This is a genomic window from Blastopirellula marina (genome assembly GCF_002967765.1).
Taxonomy (GTDB): Bacteria; Planctomycetota; Planctomycetia; order Pirellulales; family Pirellulaceae; genus Bremerella; species Bremerella marina_A.
Genome location: NZ_PUHY01000006.1, coordinates 577,783 through 595,974, shown reverse-complemented (window position 1 = coordinate 595,974; position 18,192 = coordinate 577,783). Strand labels below are relative to the sequence as shown.

9 protein-coding genes are annotated in these 18,192 nt (G+C 53.7%); all 9 read left to right on the top strand.

Annotated elements, in window-relative coordinates; translation table 11 throughout:
- Nucleotides 1–28: 28 nt before the first annotated feature.
- The 9 genes from C5Y83_RS10325 to C5Y83_RS10285 all read left to right on the top strand — a co-directional run bounded on the left by C5Y83_RS10325 (nucleotide 29) and on the right by C5Y83_RS10285 (nucleotide 18,179).
- Nucleotides 29–1,042, top strand: coding sequence for an AAA family ATPase (locus C5Y83_RS10325; protein WP_105329588.1), 1,014 nt, complete (start codon nucleotides 29–31; stop codon nucleotides 1,040–1,042).
- The gene (locus tag C5Y83_RS10320) at nucleotides 1,042–2,022 is read left to right on the top strand and encodes a DUF58 domain-containing protein (protein WP_105329587.1); all 981 of its coding nucleotides are present in this window, start codon (nucleotides 1,042–1,044) and stop codon (nucleotides 2,020–2,022) included. Before C5Y83_RS10325 ends, C5Y83_RS10320 begins: the two co-directional genes overlap by 1 nt.
- Entirely contained in the window at nucleotides 2,019–4,127 is a 2,109-nt protein-coding gene (locus C5Y83_RS10315) for a BatA domain-containing protein (RefSeq protein ID WP_105329586.1), read from the top strand. The genes C5Y83_RS10320 and C5Y83_RS10315 overlap by 4 nt, the downstream gene beginning before the upstream one ends.
- Nucleotides 4,124–7,495: a hypothetical protein gene (locus tag C5Y83_RS29390; RefSeq protein ID WP_158262315.1), complete on the top strand. Its 3,372-nt coding sequence runs from the start codon at nucleotides 4,124–4,126 to the stop codon at nucleotides 7,493–7,495. Before C5Y83_RS10315 ends, C5Y83_RS29390 begins: the two co-directional genes overlap by 4 nt.
- A 20-nt stretch (nucleotides 7,496–7,515) precedes the next feature.
- Nucleotides 7,516–7,908 (top strand): hypothetical protein, encoded by a 393-nt coding sequence (locus C5Y83_RS10305; RefSeq protein WP_105329585.1) that lies wholly within the window; start codon nucleotides 7,516–7,518, stop codon nucleotides 7,906–7,908.
- The gene (locus C5Y83_RS10300) at nucleotides 7,905–10,283 is read left to right on the top strand and encodes a glutamine amidotransferase (protein WP_105329584.1); all 2,379 of its coding nucleotides are present in this window, start codon (nucleotides 7,905–7,907) and stop codon (nucleotides 10,281–10,283) included. Before C5Y83_RS10305 ends, C5Y83_RS10300 begins: the two co-directional genes overlap by 4 nt.
- A gap of 1 nt (nucleotide 10,284) precedes the next feature.
- Nucleotides 10,285–11,346 (top strand): hypothetical protein, encoded by a 1,062-nt coding sequence (locus C5Y83_RS10295; RefSeq protein ID WP_199195016.1) that lies wholly within the window; start codon nucleotides 10,285–10,287, stop codon nucleotides 11,344–11,346.
- Between the two features lie 118 nt (nucleotides 11,347–11,464).
- Nucleotides 11,465–12,073 carry a sigma-70 family RNA polymerase sigma factor gene (locus tag C5Y83_RS10290; protein WP_105329583.1) on the top strand — a complete coding sequence of 203 codons (609 nt, stop codon included), beginning with the start codon at nucleotides 11,465–11,467 and terminating at the stop codon, nucleotides 12,071–12,073.
- 4 nt (nucleotides 12,074–12,077) lie between these two features.
- The gene (locus C5Y83_RS10285; RefSeq protein ID WP_105329582.1) at nucleotides 12,078–18,179 is read left to right on the top strand and encodes a serine/threonine protein kinase; all 6,102 of its coding nucleotides are present in this window, start codon (nucleotides 12,078–12,080) and stop codon (nucleotides 18,177–18,179) included.
- The last annotated feature ends 13 nt before the right edge of the window (nucleotides 18,180–18,192 follow it).

The window sequence follows — 18,192 nt, the reverse complement described above, 5'->3', positions numbered from 1 at the left end:
TTAGCACCAGCGAGAAAGATCAACCATCGTGAGTACTGAGACTGAAGGCCATGATGCCGAGCAACAAGTTGTCGAACAAATCCGTGTCGGCCGCGAACAGATTCTAAGCGAACTCTCCAAGTCTGTGATCGGTCAGCACGAAGTGATCGAACAACTTCTCCTGTGCTTGTTTGCTGGCGGGCACTGCCTGATCACTGGTGCCCCTGGCCTCGCAAAAACGTTGCTGGTCAATTCGATCTCGCAGATTTTCGATCTTGAGTTTCGTCGTATCCAGTTTACGCCCGACCTGATGCCAGCCGACATCACCGGTACCGAAATCTTAGAAGAAACCGAAGAGGGGCGTCGTAAGCTGCAATTCGCCAAAGGGCCAATCTTTGCCAACGTAATTTTGGCCGACGAAATCAACCGTACTCCGCCGAAAACGCAAGCTGCCTTGCTGGAGGCGATGCAGGAACATCAGGTCACCGCCGCCGGGGTTCGCTACAAACTGGAAGAGCCGTTCTTTGTGCTCGCGACCCAAAACCCGATCGAAATGGAAGGGACCTACCCGCTTCCAGAAGCACAACTCGACCGGTTCATGTTTAACATCTGGATGGACTACCTGCCCGAGGATGACGAAGTTGCGGTCGTTAATCAAACGACCTCTCGCTCCAACGAGCCGATTAACTCTCTGTTCTCGGGTGAAGATGTTTTGCGTTTCCACGGTATTGTCAAGAAGGTGCCGATCGCCGAGTCACTGGTGCGCTACGCGGTCCGCATCGCCGATGCCTCACGGCCAGGTCGGGCAAACACGCCTGATTTTGTCAACGAATGGGTCACTTGGGGAGCCGGGCTGCGCGCGGCTCAGTACTTAGTACTGGGGGCGAAAGCTCGTGCCTTGCTGCAAGGTCGGCCTCATGTTGCAGCGGAAGACATCAAGGCGTTGGCTCATGTCACACTGCGACATCGAATCTTGGTTGGTTATCGCGCGGAAGCGGAAGGCGTAACCGTCGAGAAGGTGATTGATCGCTTGCTGAAGACTATTCCGGTACCGGGGGCCTGATGAGTAACGGATCGACTTCTTCAGCCAAAACTGCCGCCGGTAAACGAGGTTCGGCCGCGTTGATCGACCCCGGTTCGCTCATGCGCATCAAGAACTTGGAATTGCGGGCCAGCGCGATCGTAGAAGGTTTTCTCACTGGATTGCATCGCTCGCCGTACCACGGGTTCTCGGTTGAATTTACTGAGTATCGCCAATATTCTACCGGCGACGATACACGTTTTCTCGATTGGAAACTGTATGCCCGGTCCGATCGCTACTTCATCAAATGCTTCGAGGACGAAACCAATCTACGATGTCACTTGCTAGTCGATCTCAGTCGCTCGATGAGCTTCGGTACGGTCGGCTACGACAAAGCCGAATATGCCAAAACGGCTGCTGCCACGATTGCTTACTTTCTTTCGCTGCAGCGTGATGCCGTCGGTTTGCTGACGTTTGATGAAGCAATTACCGACCGCATACCGGCCCGCTTTCGGCCTGGCCACGTGCATCAATTGATGATGAGTCTCGAACGAGCACCAGCGGGCAAAGCAACCGACATTGAAAAGCCGCTTGAGCAGATCGCGGCGACGGTTGCCAAACGAGGCGTCGTGGTGTTGATCTCGGATCTCCTGACTCCCATTGGTTCGCTCAAGAAAAACCTCAGCTATCTTCGAGCTCGTGGGCACGAGGTGGTCGTCCTGCGTGTCCTTGATCCTCGTGAGATTGATTTCAAATTCGATCAACCGGCGATGTTTCATGATGTCGAATCGGGACGAAACTTGTACATCGACCCGGACGCAGCCCGCGAAAACTATCTTGGCCAGTTCCAAGAGCACGCCAATGCCTTGCAGACGATCTGCAATAATCTGGGAGTTGACTTACATCAGATTTCAATCGATCGACCTCTGGAATTGATACTGTTCGATCTGCTTGCGGATCGAATGAAGCGGGGCCGCGGGACGGTTCGCCAACGGACACCCATTGCAGGAAGTGGCTCATGAGTGTTCTTTCCGGATTCTTTTTATTGGGAGCGGCTGCGATCGCAGCGCCGATCTTGTTTCACTTGATCCGGCGAACGCCAAAAGCCCATTACGAATTCAGTTCATTGATGTTCCTTAAACCATCTCCGCCGAAATTGACGCGACGGAGTCGGCTCGATCAGTGGTTCCTTCTCTTGCTTCGTTCGCTGGTGATTTTATTGCTGGTGATTGCCTTCATGCGGCCCTATTTCCGCAGCGAAGCACAACTATCCCCTGAGGATGTGGCCCAGCGGCACATTGCGATTCTTGTCGATCAAAGTGCCAGCATGCGAAGGGGTGATTTGTGGCAGCAAACAATCGACGAAGCCAAGTCTACCGTCGACAATTTGGAACCGACCGATGAGGTGTCGTTGTTTACTTTCGACGAAACACTTCACACCGTGGTCACCCCGGAAGAGACTGGCCAACTCACACGCAGCCAACGGCGTGAATTGGTGCGTGAGAAGCTCGACGAATTGTCGCCTACGTGGGGAGCGAGTAACCTGGGCGGCGCCTTGTTGAGCGTGGCCGAGCGTTTGGAAGCGACCGACGACCTTCGTCAGACGCACGCGGCACTACAAATTGTGCTGGTAAGTGACGTTCAATCAGGCTCGCAGTTAGATGCCCTGCAAACCAGCCAGTGGCCGGAGTCGGTCCGGTTAGACGTTCGCACGATGGCTCCGACCGATGGATCGAACGCCCGTGTTCGAATTCTCGCCAGTGAAGAGGATTCCATTGATGAACAACGGGCCCCGCGAGTACGTGTACGGAACGTTGCCGATGCCAAGATCGAACAATTTGAAGTCGCATGGAGCGATGGTTCAACCGATCAGTCCCGCTCGGTGGCGTTTTATGTTCCCCCTGGCGAAAGCTTGGTCCTGGACGTTCCCTACGATGTTGGCGGGGCGAAACCAGATCGGCTGCTACTTCGCGGCGATGGTGAAGGAATGGAGTTCGACAATACGTTCTTCGTAGTTCCGCCGCTTCAAGAGCAGATTCAAATTGCTTATTTCGGATCGGAAGCAGAAGACGATGCGAACGAAATGCGGTTCTATCTGACACGGGCATTCGGCGAGACACCGGCCCGCAAAGTCGAAGTACAAGCTTACGACGCGGAAACGGGTCCCAAGTGGGAATTTGACGCCGCGCCACGTTTCGTGGTGATCACACAAGCACCAAGCACAGAGCAGCAAGCCGAGATCGATCGCTATCTGAATCACGGCGGACATGCGTTGGTCGTCTTGAAGAGCGATGAGATGGTCAACCAGGTCAGTGAATGGTTGGGGGGAATCAGTTTGTTTCCCAGCCAACAGGCAGATGACGATTCCCAAGAGGACTACGCGATGCTGGGGCACATCGACTTCCGGCATCCGCTTTTCGTACCGTTCGCAGCGGCACGTTACAACGATTTCACCAAAATTCGATTCTGGGATCATCGTAGGGTGAACTTGGATGGAGTTGACGGTGCGAATGTAATAGCTCAATTCGAAGATGGCACACCTGCCCTCTGGTCGATGCAACGTGGCGTGGGCAATCTATACGTCATGACCGCTGGCTGGAATCGCAGTGATAGTCAGTTAGCTCTTTCGACCAAATTTCTCCCGCTGTTGTCCCGTTGGTTGGAACTGGGGGCCCGTGGTCAATTAGCGTCGCAGTCCTATGTTGTGAATCAGGCCGTGCCTCTGCCGGATGCCAACGGAAAACAAAGTGTGCGAACGCCAGATCGTAAGACATTAGAACTGACGGACGCTGCGGAAACCTTCGCCGAAACAACTGTGCCTGGCATTTACACGCTAATCCACGATGGTCATGAGTCGTCATTTGCGGTGAACCTGGCCGACGCGGAAAGTGAGACTGATTCGCTACCGCTCGAACGATTGGAACAGTTCGACATCGCCATGGGGACGACCCCCACCCAAGCCGAGCAGTTAGAGCAGATGCGACAACTGCGCGACGTCGAGCTAGAGAGCCGCCAGAAAATTTGGAAGTGGCTGGTCGTGGCAGTCTTGGTGCTCTTGGCTGTGGAAACTTTGCTCGCCGCTCGGCGAACGCATCAACCCGCTCAGGAATTGGGAGACCTCGCATGATTGATCGCGAACTCACCCGTCAGCTCGACCGTGTCGCTCGGCGATTACGGACATTCCGTTTCTGGAGCGGTATGGGCATTGTCTGGATCTTGGGAGCGATCGCCGTTGGCTTGCTCTACTTCGCCAGCAAGTCGACCGGTTACATCGTCGAAGGAGGCATCTATTGGGCGACCGGGATTGCCCTGGTGGGTTCGTTGGCCGTTTACGTGATCAGTATGCGATCGGCCCGCAATGTGCGCAACGTGGCTCATCGGATCGAAACCTTCTACCCTCAATTAGATTCCGCTTTGGTAACGGCCGTTGAGCAACAACCCGATAAGGAGACTGGCCGGGTAGGGTATCTTCAGCGAGAAGTCATCAATAAAGCGGTGTATCACGCGCTAAGTCATAACTGGGAGATGATCGTTTCCCGCGGGAAAATGGGTCTGGCCCGGTTCTCAGCTTACCTTGGTGTGGCATTAATGGCCCTGGCCGCGATTGCGCTCGGATCGCTCAATTCGGAGCTTGCCGCCAACCTACCCGACTCCGACCTTAGCTTCGACGACGTCGTTCTCAGTGGAACGCAGTACGAAGCGACGATCGAGCCGGGGGATACCGAAATCGAGCGAGGTACTAGTTTGCTGGTGTTGGCTCGCTTCGCCGATCGTCTCCCTCCCGACGCAACGTTGACCTATACGACGGAGGAGGGTCAGGAACATAACGTCAGCATGTCGCAGTCGCTCGACGATCCTTTGTTTGGCGGAAGGATTGCGTCCGTGACGCAACCACTCAGTTATCGTGTGGCCTTCGCCAATCAGATGACACGCGATTTCGAGGTGACCGTCTTCGAGTATCCTTTGCTTCTACAAACGGATGCCAAGCTGGTGTTCCCGAATTACACCGATCAGGAAGACAAGTTTATCCAAGACGTCCGTCGCGTTTCGGCCGTAGAAGGATCCGAGCTAACTCTGTTTTGCAAGGTCAATAAACCACTAGCCAGTGCTAAATTCGTCGAACAAACGAAAGAGGGCGAACAGACAATCGAGTTAGCCGTCGATACTACCGATCCGCTGACGTACAGCACCACGTTTGTGGTCGATCGATCGCGTGAACTTACGCTGCACCTGACCGACGATGCTGGCCGAACCAATAAGCATCCGCCCGAATTGCGGATCACAATGATCGCCAATTTGCCACCTGATATCAAATTGGCTCAACCGACTCGCGATATTGAAGTGTCACCGATTGAAGAAGTCGACTTGGCTGCTTCTGCCTGGGATGACTTTGGCTTGAAACGCGTCGGCATTAGCTACTCAATCCCCGGCAAGCTCGATCGCGAAGTCCCGCTCGGCGACACTTTCCCCACGAAAGAACGGATTGAGACGGCCCACCTCTTGGCGTTTGAAGAACTCGCAGCCGAGCCGGACGAATTGCTTTCTTGGTATTTCTGGGCCGAAGATATCGGGCCAACCGGCGAAGTACGACGAACGTCCAGCGATATGTTCTTTGCCGAAGTACGACCCTTCGAGGAAATCTTTCGCCAGGGGCAACAACCACCTGATGGCTCGCAGCAACAGCAACAACAGCAGCAACAACAAGGCGGCGAGAACGCTCAGCAAGCTCAGCAGTTGGCCGAGCTTCAGAAGCAAATCATCAATGCGACCTGGAAGATCATCCGTCGTGAAACACGAGCGGAACCGACTGATACATTTGCGGACGATGTCACCCTCATCGCTCAGTCGCAAATTGATGCCCTGACGCAGTTGGAAGAACTGGAGCAGAACCTGCAAGATGTCGAATCGATCGAACACGCGATGTCGGTACGCAAGAATATGTCCGAGGCCCAAATCACCTTGGAAGATGCTGTCACAGAAACGGCAATCGAGAAGCTGAAGCCTGCCTTGCAATTGGAGCAAGCCGCCTACCAAGGTCTGCTTCGGCTTAGAGCCCGCGAGCATGAAGTTGTTCAATCGCAGCAATCCCAGCAGCAGTCTCAACAGTCTCAGCAATCGCAGAACAGTCGCTCGCAGCAGCAACTTCAGCAGTTGCAACTCAACGAGGACGAGAATCGCTATGCCCAGGAACAGCAAGCCCAAACCGAAGAGCAGCAAGAGGCACGTGAAGATCGCCAGATTCTTAACCGCCTGCGGGAACTCGCCCAGCGACAGGAGGACCTAAACGATCGGATCAAAGAACTGCAAGGAGCCCTGGAAGCCGCTGAGACCGAAGAAGAGCGGGCGGAAGCCGAGCGGCAACTTAAGCGCCTGCGCGAAGAGCAAGAAGAAATTCTTCGCGATACGGATGAACTGCAAGAGCGGATGGAGCGGCCTGAAAACCAGGAACGCATGGCCGAGCAGCGTCAACAATTGGAAGAAGCTCGCGAGAATACCCGCCGTTCTTCGGAAGCATTGGAACAACAGATGGTCACCCAAGCCGCCAACGAGGGAACGCGTGCCCAACGTGGCCTAGATGAACTAAAAGAAGAGTTCCAAAAACGTGCCTCCGGCGAGTTTGAAGAGCAAGTCCGTGAGATGCGTCAGCAAGCCCAAGACTTGGTCCAGGAAGAAGAGAAATTGGCCGAGCAACTTGAGAATTTAAACAGCGGCTCGAACGAGAACAACAACTCGCTTCGAGAATCAGACGGTCAAGACGAGACCGAGCAACAACTGGCTCAACAACAAGAGCGACTTGAACAGCTGCTAGAACGGATGCGAGAAACGATCGAGCAAGCAGAAGATTCACAGCCTCTCTTGGCGGAGAAATTATACGAGTCGATTCGTAACACACGTAAAGCCGATCCCAAAGAAGCGTTAGAAAACACCGAGATGCTGCTGGATCGCGGTTTCCTGAACGAGGCGGCTCAACAGGAACGCCAGGCCCGTGAAGGGATTAATCAATTGGCAGAAGGGGTCGAAGAGGCGGCGGAACAGATCTTGGGTGACGAGACCGATACCTTGCGTCGCGCCTTAAGTGAACTGGAACGCTTAAACGATGATCTGGAAGGAGAGTTGGCTCGCGCCGAAGGTCGCCAATCGAATCGACAATCAGGCCAGTCGTCTGATAATGAGCAAAACGGTGAGCAAGACCCTGACGGCACGCCCCGTCAGTCAGCTCAGCAGCAGGGTCAGCAGCAGGGTCAGCAGCAGGGTCAGCAGCAGGGTCAGCAGCTCAGCAGGGTGAGCAGCAGCAGGGTCAGCAGCAGCAGGGTCAGCAGCAGCAGGGTCAGCAGCAGCAGGGTCAGCAGCAACAGGGTCAACAGCAACAGGGTCAACAGCAACAGGGTCAACAGCAACAGGGTCAACAACAACAGGGTCAACAACAACAGGGTCAACAACAACAGGGTCAACAACAACAAGGCCAACAACAACAAGGCCAGCAGCAGGGTGTAAGTCGTGGTGGACTGAATGATATGGCGGGTGGTGGACTCGATCGGTTCCTCAACCAAGGCGGCCTAGATCCAACGGCGCCGTTCTCTGGCAACGACTTTGTCGACTGGTCTGATCGTTTGCGAGATGTCGAAGAGATCGTCGACGATCCTGAGCTTCGTGCGGAAGCAGCGCGTATTCGTGACGAGGCCCGGGAGATTCGCCGAGAAATTCTTGATACGTCGGCACCACCTCAATGGGATATCATCAAACAGCGGATTGCTCGCCCATTGACGCAACTGCAAAATCGCGTTGCCGAAGAACTTCTAAAACGTACCAAGGATGACGCCAGAGTACCGATCGATAAGGATCCGGTGCCTGTCCAGTACGAGAATGCCGTCCGTCGCTATTACGAACGTTTGGGGAGCAGTGAATGAGCGACTGGATCCAGGAGCAACTAATCCTTGAATGGCCCAATGTCTGGGCGGCTCGCAACTGGATTGTTCCCGCCTGTTTACTCGGTGGGAGCGTCTTCCTGCTCGTGCTATGGGCCTACCGAAGCATCGAGGCACCTTTGTGGTTGAAGGCCTGCTGCGCCACATTTAAGTCGCTGGCAATTGTTCTTCTGGCCATGATGTTGGTCGAGCCGATGCGTAGCGACTCGAAGCCAGTCCCTGGGGCAAATCTGTTTGCTGTAGTGGCTGATCGTTCGCAAAGTCTGCAAGTCGCCGATCAAGACGAGGCAAATACTCGGGCTGAATTACTGAAAGAACAACTCGAGCGAAGCCAACCATGGCAAGTTCGTCTCGGTCAGGAATTCGATGTTCGTCGCTACGAGTTTGATCAGCAGCTTGTTCCGGTAGGTGAATTTGAGGAATATGCGGCGGAAGGAAGTGGTTCCGCGATTGTCAATTCGTTGACCTCGATGGCCGAGCGGTACGCGGAACGTCCCATTGCTGGGATCTTACTCTTCACCGATGGCAATGCAACCGACTTTCCCGAAGTGGACATCGATTGGAGCAGCTATCCACCCATCTTTCCTGTGATGCTTGGCAGCGAAGACACGGCCAGTGATATTGGTGTGCAGCGCGTGACGGCCAGTCAAACCAACTTCGAAGCCGCCCCTGTTACAGTCACCGCAGAGATTGAAGGGAAGGGCTTCGCAGGGCAATCAGTAGTGGCGGAGCTTCTCGATGAAAAGGGGGAACTACTGCAAACGCAAACGGTAACCGATATCCGTGACGACCAAGCTTTCTCGGTTCGTTTTCAGGTCAAACCTGAGCAGCGTGGTGTGTTGTTTTATCAGGTTCGTGCCTACGCCCAATCGCAGAAAGGACTTTTCACCGATGCGACCAAGAGTACCGAGTCGACGCTGCTGAACAACAGCCGGATGGTGATGGTCAATCGCGGGCAGGGACCGTACAACGTGCTTTACGTGTCAGGACGGCCGAACTGGGAATTCAAGTTTCTCAATCGCTCGTTGGCCGACGATATCGAAGTGGAACTACACGGTTTGATTCGAATTGCTAAGAAAGAACCAAAGTTCCAGTTCCGAGAAAAGGACTCAAACGCGAATCGTATCTTTACTAACACGGATGACGAAGATAAAGAACAAGTCGAACAATACGACGAAGCTGTTCTGCTGCGGGTCGGTAATTTAGAAGAAGGAGAGCTGTCTGGGGGCTTCCCCAAGTCGGCCGACGAGTTGTTCGAATACCATGCGATCATCCTGGATGACCTGGAAGCCGATTTTTTCACACAGCAGCAAAAGTCGCTTGTGCAGCAATTCGTCAGCTTGCGTGGAGGCGGGCTGTTGATGCTAGGTGGAATGGAATCTTTCGCGGAAGGTGACTACCACCGATCCCCGATCGGCGAATTGTTGCCAATCTACTTAAGCAGCGTGAAGTCACCACCACAACAACAAGAGTTCGGATTGTCACTCACCCGCGAGGGGCTACTGGAACCTTGGGTCCGCGTGCGAACGACGCAAGAGGAAGAATTACAGCGGCTCATTGAAATGCCAAAACTACGAACGCTGAACTCGGTCGGTTCGCTGAAGCCCGGGGCAAGTGAACTGCTGTCGGTGAAGACCTCCCAGGGAGAACAGCGACCAGCCTTGGTAACGCAACGGTTCGGTAAAGGACGCACTGGCGCGCTATTCGTGGGTGACTTGTGGCGGTGGAAGCTGCATCAAGCTTCGCCCGATAATGAAGATCTGGAAAAAGCTTGGCGGCAGACGATTCGCTGGTTGGTGGGCGATGTCCCGCAGCGCGTGCGGGTGGAGGCAATTCGTCAGCAAGACGATCCCAATCATCCCCTGGAAATTGCTGTCGAGGTCAACGACGAGAACTTCAAACCGCTTGATAATGCCAGCGTTTCGATCGAGGTCAGCACGCCGACAGGGGAAACGTTGACGCTGACGGCTGAACCGAAGGATGCGGTCTCGGGGCAGTATGCCGCGAACTATGTTCCGCGGACGCCAGGTGCTTATCGGGCGAAGGTAACAGCACGGAATCCAGATGGAAGCGAAATTAAACAAACCGAGACCGGTTGGGTTTCCGAGCCGGCCGGTGATGAATTCTTTACCTTGAAACCGAATCGTGACTTTCTCGAAACGATGGCCCGCGAATCGGGTGGCGAGATGGTCTCGCTCAGCGGTCTCGAATCATTTGTGCGAACCCTCTCTAATCGCGACATCCCTGTGGTTGAGCCGAAGATTCATTCGGTGTGGCACACTTGGGCTGTGTTTCTATTGGCGGTTGGTCTGCTGGTATTCGAGTGGGGACTGCGGCGCTGGAAAGGACTTGCCTAAGATGTTGTGGCTGGTTGCCTGTTTCGCCCTGATGGCCGAAGTAGAATCACAAGCGGAAGTTGCGGCCTCTTCCACGGCGGTGATTGTTGTCGTGGGAGAACCTGGCGAAGCGAAATATGGCGAGATGTTTACCGAGTGGGCTGCTCGCTGGAAAGAAGCTTCAACGAAGGCCAAGAGTCGCCATGTCGAAATTGGATTGGCTGAGCGAACGGAAGGGGCAAAAACAGATCGAGAGATTCTTTTTGAAACTCTGGCGTCTCTCACCGAAGAGCCGCCTGAGACGATTTGGCTCGTATTAATCGGACACGGAACCTTTGACGGTAAGAAGGCGAAGTTCAACCTCCGTGGGACTGATATTACCTCTGCCGAACTGGCCGAACAACTTCAGCCGATTTCTGCTCGAACGGCAATTGTCAACTGTGCGTCGGCCAGTGGACCGTTTGTCAGCGCGATTGCGGGCCCGAACCGGGTAGTCGTGACGGCGACTCAAAGCGGTTACGAATACAACTTCGCGCGCTTTGGCGATTACCTTTCGCGAACGATCGGCGACGCTTCCGGTGACCTCGATAAGGATGGGCACACCTCGTTGTTGGAAGCGTGGCTTGCAGCTGCAAAACAGACCCAGCAGTATTACGAATCAGAATCGCAATTAGCGACTGAACATTCGTTGCTGGATGACAACGGCGACGGCAAGGGAACGCCGTTTGATTGGTTCCGTGGAATTCACATTACTAAGACCGCCAAAGATGGGACGCTGCCTGACGGTACGTTCGCGAATCAGTTCATTCTGGTCCCAGGCGAAGATGCGACCATCCTTTCGGATGTGCTCCGCGAAAAAAGGGACGAGTTGGAACGCCAACTGGCTGAGCTTCGCCAGCAAAGGCAAGACTACTCGGAAGAAGACTATCTGAAGCGGCTGGAAGAGATTCTAATCCCGCTGGCCAAACTCTATGAATCGGCCGACGAGTCAGCTACGCAACCCACTGAATCCGAGCCTGCTAGTAAGGAAGAAACGGCAGGGGAAGGGGACAGTGAAACGAAGGGTGACCAAGAGGAATCGTAGTCGCTAACTTTTCTTTGGTGGCGAATCTTCGGGCATTGCTTGAAGTTTCTGGCTAAAATCTGCTTGCCTGCTGTAACACATGTCCATCGCGTGTGTGTAAACGGGTAGGAGAAAGCTTGTGCAAGGACCAGAAACGCGAAGATCACTGCTCGTACAGATTCAAGACACATCGCAACAAGCGGCGTGGCAAGAGTTTGTGACGATCTACGAGCCGCTCGTTTATCGCTTGGCTCGTGGAAAGGGGATTCAGCATGCCGATGCCGAAGACCTGGTGCAGGACGTGTTCGCTGCGGTTCAAGGAGCGATCGAACGTTTCGACCCCGAATCAGGAAAAGGCAGCTTTCGTGGCTGGCTGTTTCGGATTTCGCGAAATCTGATGATCAACTTTCTGACCCGTCAGAAGGAGCCCCAGGGTAGCGGTGACACGCGCATGTTGCAGTTGCTGCATGAACATGCCGCTGAAGATACCGAATCGGCCACGCTATTCGATCTAGAATATCGCCGTGAGGTTTTTACTTGGGCCGCCAACCAGGCTCGTGAGTATTTTACCGACGACACGTGGCAAGCATTCTGGCGAACTGGTGTCGAAGGGGAATCAAGCGAAAAGGTCGCTGCTGATCTGCGCAAAACACCTGGGGCGATTCGCGTCGCGCGGTGTCGAGTTCTAGCCAAGCTGAAAGAGTATGTCCAGCACATGGACCCACAGTCCCTTTCTGCGAAAGGCTAACGCGATGGTAGCCCGATTTCATTACGAAGACACGGTTCTCGAACGGCTTCTGCACGATCAACTTCGTCCACAAGAGCAGCAAGACGTCACCAAGCATATTGAAACGTGTACCGAGTGTCAGTCAAAGCTAGAAACTCTGGCCGAATGCGGTGTCGATTGGAGCGAGCTGCGTGGCTATCTGAAACCGAATGAAACGGCCACTTCGCACGAGGGATCGAACTCGAAGAATTCGATCTGGATTGGCTTCCTCCAGCCGAGCGATCAGCCAGACTCGCTCGGGCGGTTTGGCCGCTATGAGATTCTAGAGATTCTAGGTCGGGGCGGCACTGGCATTGTGATGCGTGGGTACGATCCATCGCTCGATCGCCAATCGGCGATCAAAGTTCTCTCGCCGGAGCTTGCAGCCAGCGCGGCGGCACGTAAGCGGTTCTCGCGCGAAGCAAAGTCAGCCGCGGCAGTGGTTCACGAGCATGTCGTACCGATTCAAACGGTCGATCAGGAACAAGGATTGCCCTACTTGGTGATGCCGGTTTTGGAAGGGCGTTCGCTGGAAGATCGGATTCGAGAAAGTGGTCCTCTCGAAGTGAAAGAAGTCCTGCGAATCGGTCGTCAGATCGCCGCAGGCTTGGCCGCCGCGCATCAGCAAGGGCTTGTTCACCGTGATGTAAAACCAGCCAATATCTTGCTGAATAACGGCGTCGAGCGAGTGGTGATTACCGACTTTGGCTTGGCTCGCACCGTCGACGACGCCAGTATGACACAAAGCGGGACGCTGGTCGGCACACCGCAGTACATGTCCCCAGAACAAGCCTGCGGCGAAACGCTGGATGCCCGCAGCGATTTGTTCAGTCTCGGCAGTGTGCTGTACGCGATGCTGGTGGGGCATTCCCCGTTCCGCGCGGAAACAACCATGGGCGTTCTCAACCGAATCACGAGCGACCAGCCCCGCAGCCTGACCGAGCAAGACTCGGAGATCCCAGTTTGGCTCGATCAGATTGTGCGGCGATTGCTGTCGAAACAACCAGATGCACGCTATCAATCGGCAGCTGAAGTCGAAACGCTGCTTGGCGATTGGCTGGCCCACTTGCAAGACCCTACCGGCATACCACGTCCGACCGAACCACCGTTGACCGAAAACGATGGAGGTGCGCGGCGTCGGAATCTTGTCATGGCGGCGCTTGGCGGTTTTGCGCTACTGCTGGCTGGTATCTTCGTTGTGCTGGAAACCAACCAAGGCACAATCACCATTCAAAGCGACTCCGACGATGTTTCCATACGAATTACTCAGGGAAACGAAATCGCCAAGCAGCTAACCGTGGTCAAAGGAGAAAACGAAGTCCGCCTGGCTGCCGGGCAATATGTGGTCGAGATCGAAGGAGAGCACGACGGGCTGGACGTCAAGAATGGCGAAGTGATGCTGACGCGGGGAGATCAGAAGCTTGTTCATATCGTCGAATCAGCGAAGTCCGTGCCTGCGAATGAGAAGCTGTTTCGCAATATCGGAATCGGGCGAAACGGAAATGAAACAGGTGTACCGGTCGACGCAGTCGATCCGACGAAGACCGACACTCGTGTGCCGATTCAACGCGACCTCAGTAACTACCGCTCTGGCGAAGCCTTGCCGTTTCCGATCCGGGCACTGCAAGGAACCTGGACGGCGATTACTCCGATCGGTGACGAACTGAAGGCGTATCGCGACCCGTTGGCGAGTGTCCGCTTTCGGTTCATCGGGATGAACGTAGGGATGCAGGTAGTTGATCCCAACCAAAACGTCATCGACGAAATTTGGGGAACGATGAGTGACCACGGCTACGTTGAGTTTGCGTTTCGCGATCAGCCGAAGTTGAAAGTCAGTTTTCAATCGCGGGGGAACGAGCTGACATTGGATGTTGAGAGTGATGATGCGAAGACGTTCCGCTCGATCGACTTGCCAGCAAAGTGGCAACTGCAGCGTGGTGTTCTGGTACGGGATCCTGGTGATGACGGGAAGGTTGTTACTGCCGAACCTAGTGTTGACTTGAACGAATTTCAGGTCTTTGTCCGGAAGCGAGACAATCTTTATTTCACTTACACAAAGACATCCGATACCTGGCATCGGTATCAGTTTTCCGCCGGTTTGAAAGTCCAGGAAGTCACAACCGGCGACTCGCCTGCCGAGACCGGATTTGTTGGTTTTAACATTTCTGGAGATCCGATTGCGGAATTGGTGGCGACAGATATACAAGGCAACTTCTGCCCGTATCGACCAGCACAACCTCTGATAGGCGAACTGTATGCCATGACGGCCGGTCAGGGCGTTGGTTACTATCTCGCCGATCAGCGTTTGATTGCCTTCAGTGCCGAGACTGGCACATGGGACGAGTTGGCAGTGCCGCACTTACCAAATATTACGCGTGATGGAACGGGAACGCTGCATGTCCCGCGTTACGAGAGCGGTTTCCATCCGGATGCTGTTGACGGTTTGGAAGTAGAGTTCGCTGACCATCGCCAAATCTTTTCGGTGGAAAGCGGCAAGTGGGTTCGTATGCCGTTGTCGCCGAACGAAAACACACCGAGCCAAGACGTTGAGCTTCAAAAGGCGATTGGCGAGAGAATCCTCAAGAAATTCAATGACCAAGAACCGATTTCGGATGCCTTGGCAAAGCTAAAGGGGACGTGGTTTGCCGTGGATCAGCTGCGCGGCGGAGAGGCAGATCTGCCGATGCCTGGCAAAGCATATCTTACGGAGTTCATTCTCACTGAGAGAAACGCGAACCTGGTCTGGAAGACCGAACGTGACAGTCCAACCCGCTCGATAATGCAGCGATCGTTTATTGGAACAATGGTTGATATCGAAGTTGGGAACGGCGGTGCTCCCAGTCGCATTATGTTCCACCGGTTTTCCCGCCAGGAGCAACCGCAGACCTTGATTGGCACCTACCAACAGGCAGAGGACGATCTTGTTGTCACAATCGATCAGGCGATTAATCCTCCAGACGAACTCGGCCCTTTGCCGGTGACTTGGAAGCTAAAGAAAGCCCGCAGCATTCAAAGTCCTAGTGGTGCCAGGGAGAATCCAAACTGGATAAAGGAACTCCCTCGCATCTATCCGCCGCGCCTAGGAACGAAAACAGAACTATCCAACTCAAAATCCAATGGGTCGCAGGAGGCCAACGCTGCCTCTGAGAGCAGTTCTAAAAATGCGGAATTGAAGCCTGAGGAAATCGCCGAGCTGAACCGTGCCTATGCGAAGCGAGTAGAGAAGATCCAGCAGCAGCTTCATTCGGAGACAAGAATTCAGTTCGTTCGCACACCGCTGGTCATGGTCGTTGGCTTTCTCGAAAAACTGCACGGTATCAGTATCGTGTTTGATCATACGGCACTGAATGCAGCCGGAATTCGAGAAACGGTGGAGGTGAGCTGTGATGTGAACGAGCTGACCCTAGAGGAAGGTTTGCGCAAGTTATTGAACCCACTCAAGCTGCGGCATGTCATCCGTGATGGCGACTTGTTCATTACCACCCAAGCTGATGTTAAACCAAAGTTTACCCGAACGGGACCTGTGTCCCCGGAATTGCAAGCCATGCAAGGGCATTGGCAAGCCGATGGGTGGCGGCTTATCGTCAACTTTAATCGGTTCGAGTTTCTGCAAATGAGAAATAACGGTGCGCATATCACCGGTAGAGTTCTCCTCAATTCCCCAAGCGAAAAAGTGATCTTTGAGGAAGAGGTAAGCGGACCTCAAGCAAACCCATTCGGTTCAACAAATCAAGGACGATTGCTTGCGGCCAATATCGACTTTGCCGAACTCGAAAAGGGACGCTTAAACTTAACTGCAATCGATATTCCCGATGATTCGTCATTGGCCGGGCAAGTCGCTGATACCTGGTCGTTCACCAAGACGAAACCGGCCGCTGATCCGTTTGCCGATCCCAGTCAAAAGCCGACCATCGTAATCGAGGGTACGAGTAGAACGATTCCGGATGGGACGATCATGTTTCGGATTCGTCTCTTCAACAACGGTGCCGTCATGCTTTCCAATATAAAGGTCGAAGCCAAAGTCGATTCCAACTTTGAAGTCATTTTTCGTACCGATCCTGCAAAGGATATCGAAGGCGGCATCGTTTGGTCGCTTCCGAGAATTCTTCCCCGTCAAGAAGCTTTTCTGGAGATCGTCTGCAAACCGAAAGATGGTGTCAGCGAAGGAACGTGTGAAGTAACGGTCACGGCGGATGATGGTTTCGAGCGAAAGATTACGATACAGGGAGATAAAAGCCAATCCCAACCGGAGGTCGACTCTTCATCGTTGTCCAGGACTGGTCCAAGTCGTTCTAATTCACAGAGACGGATAGCACCGCCAGAGATCCTCCTGCCTGAATTGACTCCACTTCAAGGCGTTTGGCAGAGCGAAGATTGGACGCTTAAAGTGCAGTTTGATCGATTCTGGCTTCAGGCTACCGGCAAGCGGGCGGGAAGGATCATTACTGGATGGGTTTCACGAGATGTACGGGCGAGTACGATCACTTTTGATGAAGAAGTCGCCGTTGGTAAAACGATGGATCCGTTTGGCCCGACTGAGCGTAAGCGAATCTTCACTGCGACTTGCGATTCTACGAAACTTACGGAAGGGCGTCTGCAACTATCCGATATCGACATTCCCGCTGACTCACCTCTTGCCGAAGACCTGGCGAAGTCATGTACATTGATCAAAGGGAATGATATCAAAAACCCGTTCATGAATGTTTCCGAGCAGCCACCCACCTTCGATCTTGATGGTTCCGCCAGGAGCAAGGATGATGGGACGCTGCTGTTTGTGATTCGTGTGAAGAATAACGGATACTCAGCTCTGAAGAATTCAAGCGTTAAAGTATCGATCGATCCAAATCTGCAAGTGGTATCCCGGACCGATCCTGCCAAAGATGGTGATCGAAGTGTGGTGTGGTCACTTCCGCTGATACTTCGCCATCAAGAAGCGGTTCTGGAAGTGGTTTGTAAGCTAAAAGACGGTGCTAGTGAAGGTACCAATGAAGTTGTTGTGACGGCGGATGGAGGTGTCGAGCGGAGGATGAAAGTTAAGGGTAAAGTAGAAGCTGAGATACTTGGCAACAAGGAGCAAGATTTCCGTTCTTCGCAAGACCATACGAATACAAGAGAATTGAGTGAGAGTGAAAAGGGATTGGTGGAATCTCCTTTGATAAACTTCCTTCCGCTACAAGGTCGCTGGCGAGAAGTCAGAGGGAATTCCAAGGAAGGAGGAGCGGCCCGTTTCGGAGGACGTGAGTTTCATTTTCATCGCCAAGGCTATACGCTGCAGCAGCATGATTTCGATCAAGGTGTCGATCAGAAGATGATGGGCATGCTAGAGATTGGTGCTTCGGAGGGTGATCAGCCAGTGCCCTTGGTGTTTCAACGGATCATCGGGAAGGAAGCGACCGCTCATCCCCAGAACGGAAAACCGTACCCGTTTCGCGTGACGACGATTCAAACAGTGATGCAGGGCGAATATCGTATCGAAGGAGATCGCTTGAAAATCATCATAACTAAGGTTCTGCAGCCAAACGAATTCGTGGACTTAGCCCCGACAACTTGGGAATTTGAACCGGCCGAAGAGATACACCTTGCAAGGGTAACCAATTCGACACGAACACAGGTCGAAAAGGAAATCGAACTTTGGAAGCGTCTGCAAGGTAATTGGAGAGAAGTTTCTGATTTCAAGTTCCAGTCGGATGATTCCGCCACGAAAAACGAACATACGCGAACCCGACTTTGTTTTGAGAAGTCGCTGTTTACCTGGCAGCGATTTGAAGTGGAGGAACGTCACGGCAAGGCAATTGTGGGTTCGTTTAACCTCCGGGCCAATTCTCTGGAGACAGGACCAACAATTGAGTTCAATGGTGAGTCGATTCCTCTGGCCGCGAATGAATTGTTGCCCAACGATCAGTTCGCCCAGTACAACGATCGGACGCTATGGGGACCTGTTACCATCGACGGCGATCAACTGACCATTCGTCTGACCGATGCAACGCGGCCACCCGAGTACTTGGGACCTCTGCCCAAAGAATGGAAATTCGTCCGCATATCTCGGACGGCCCGGATGCCATCCTCGGAGCAGCGAGACACTGATTAGAATAGATTTGCCA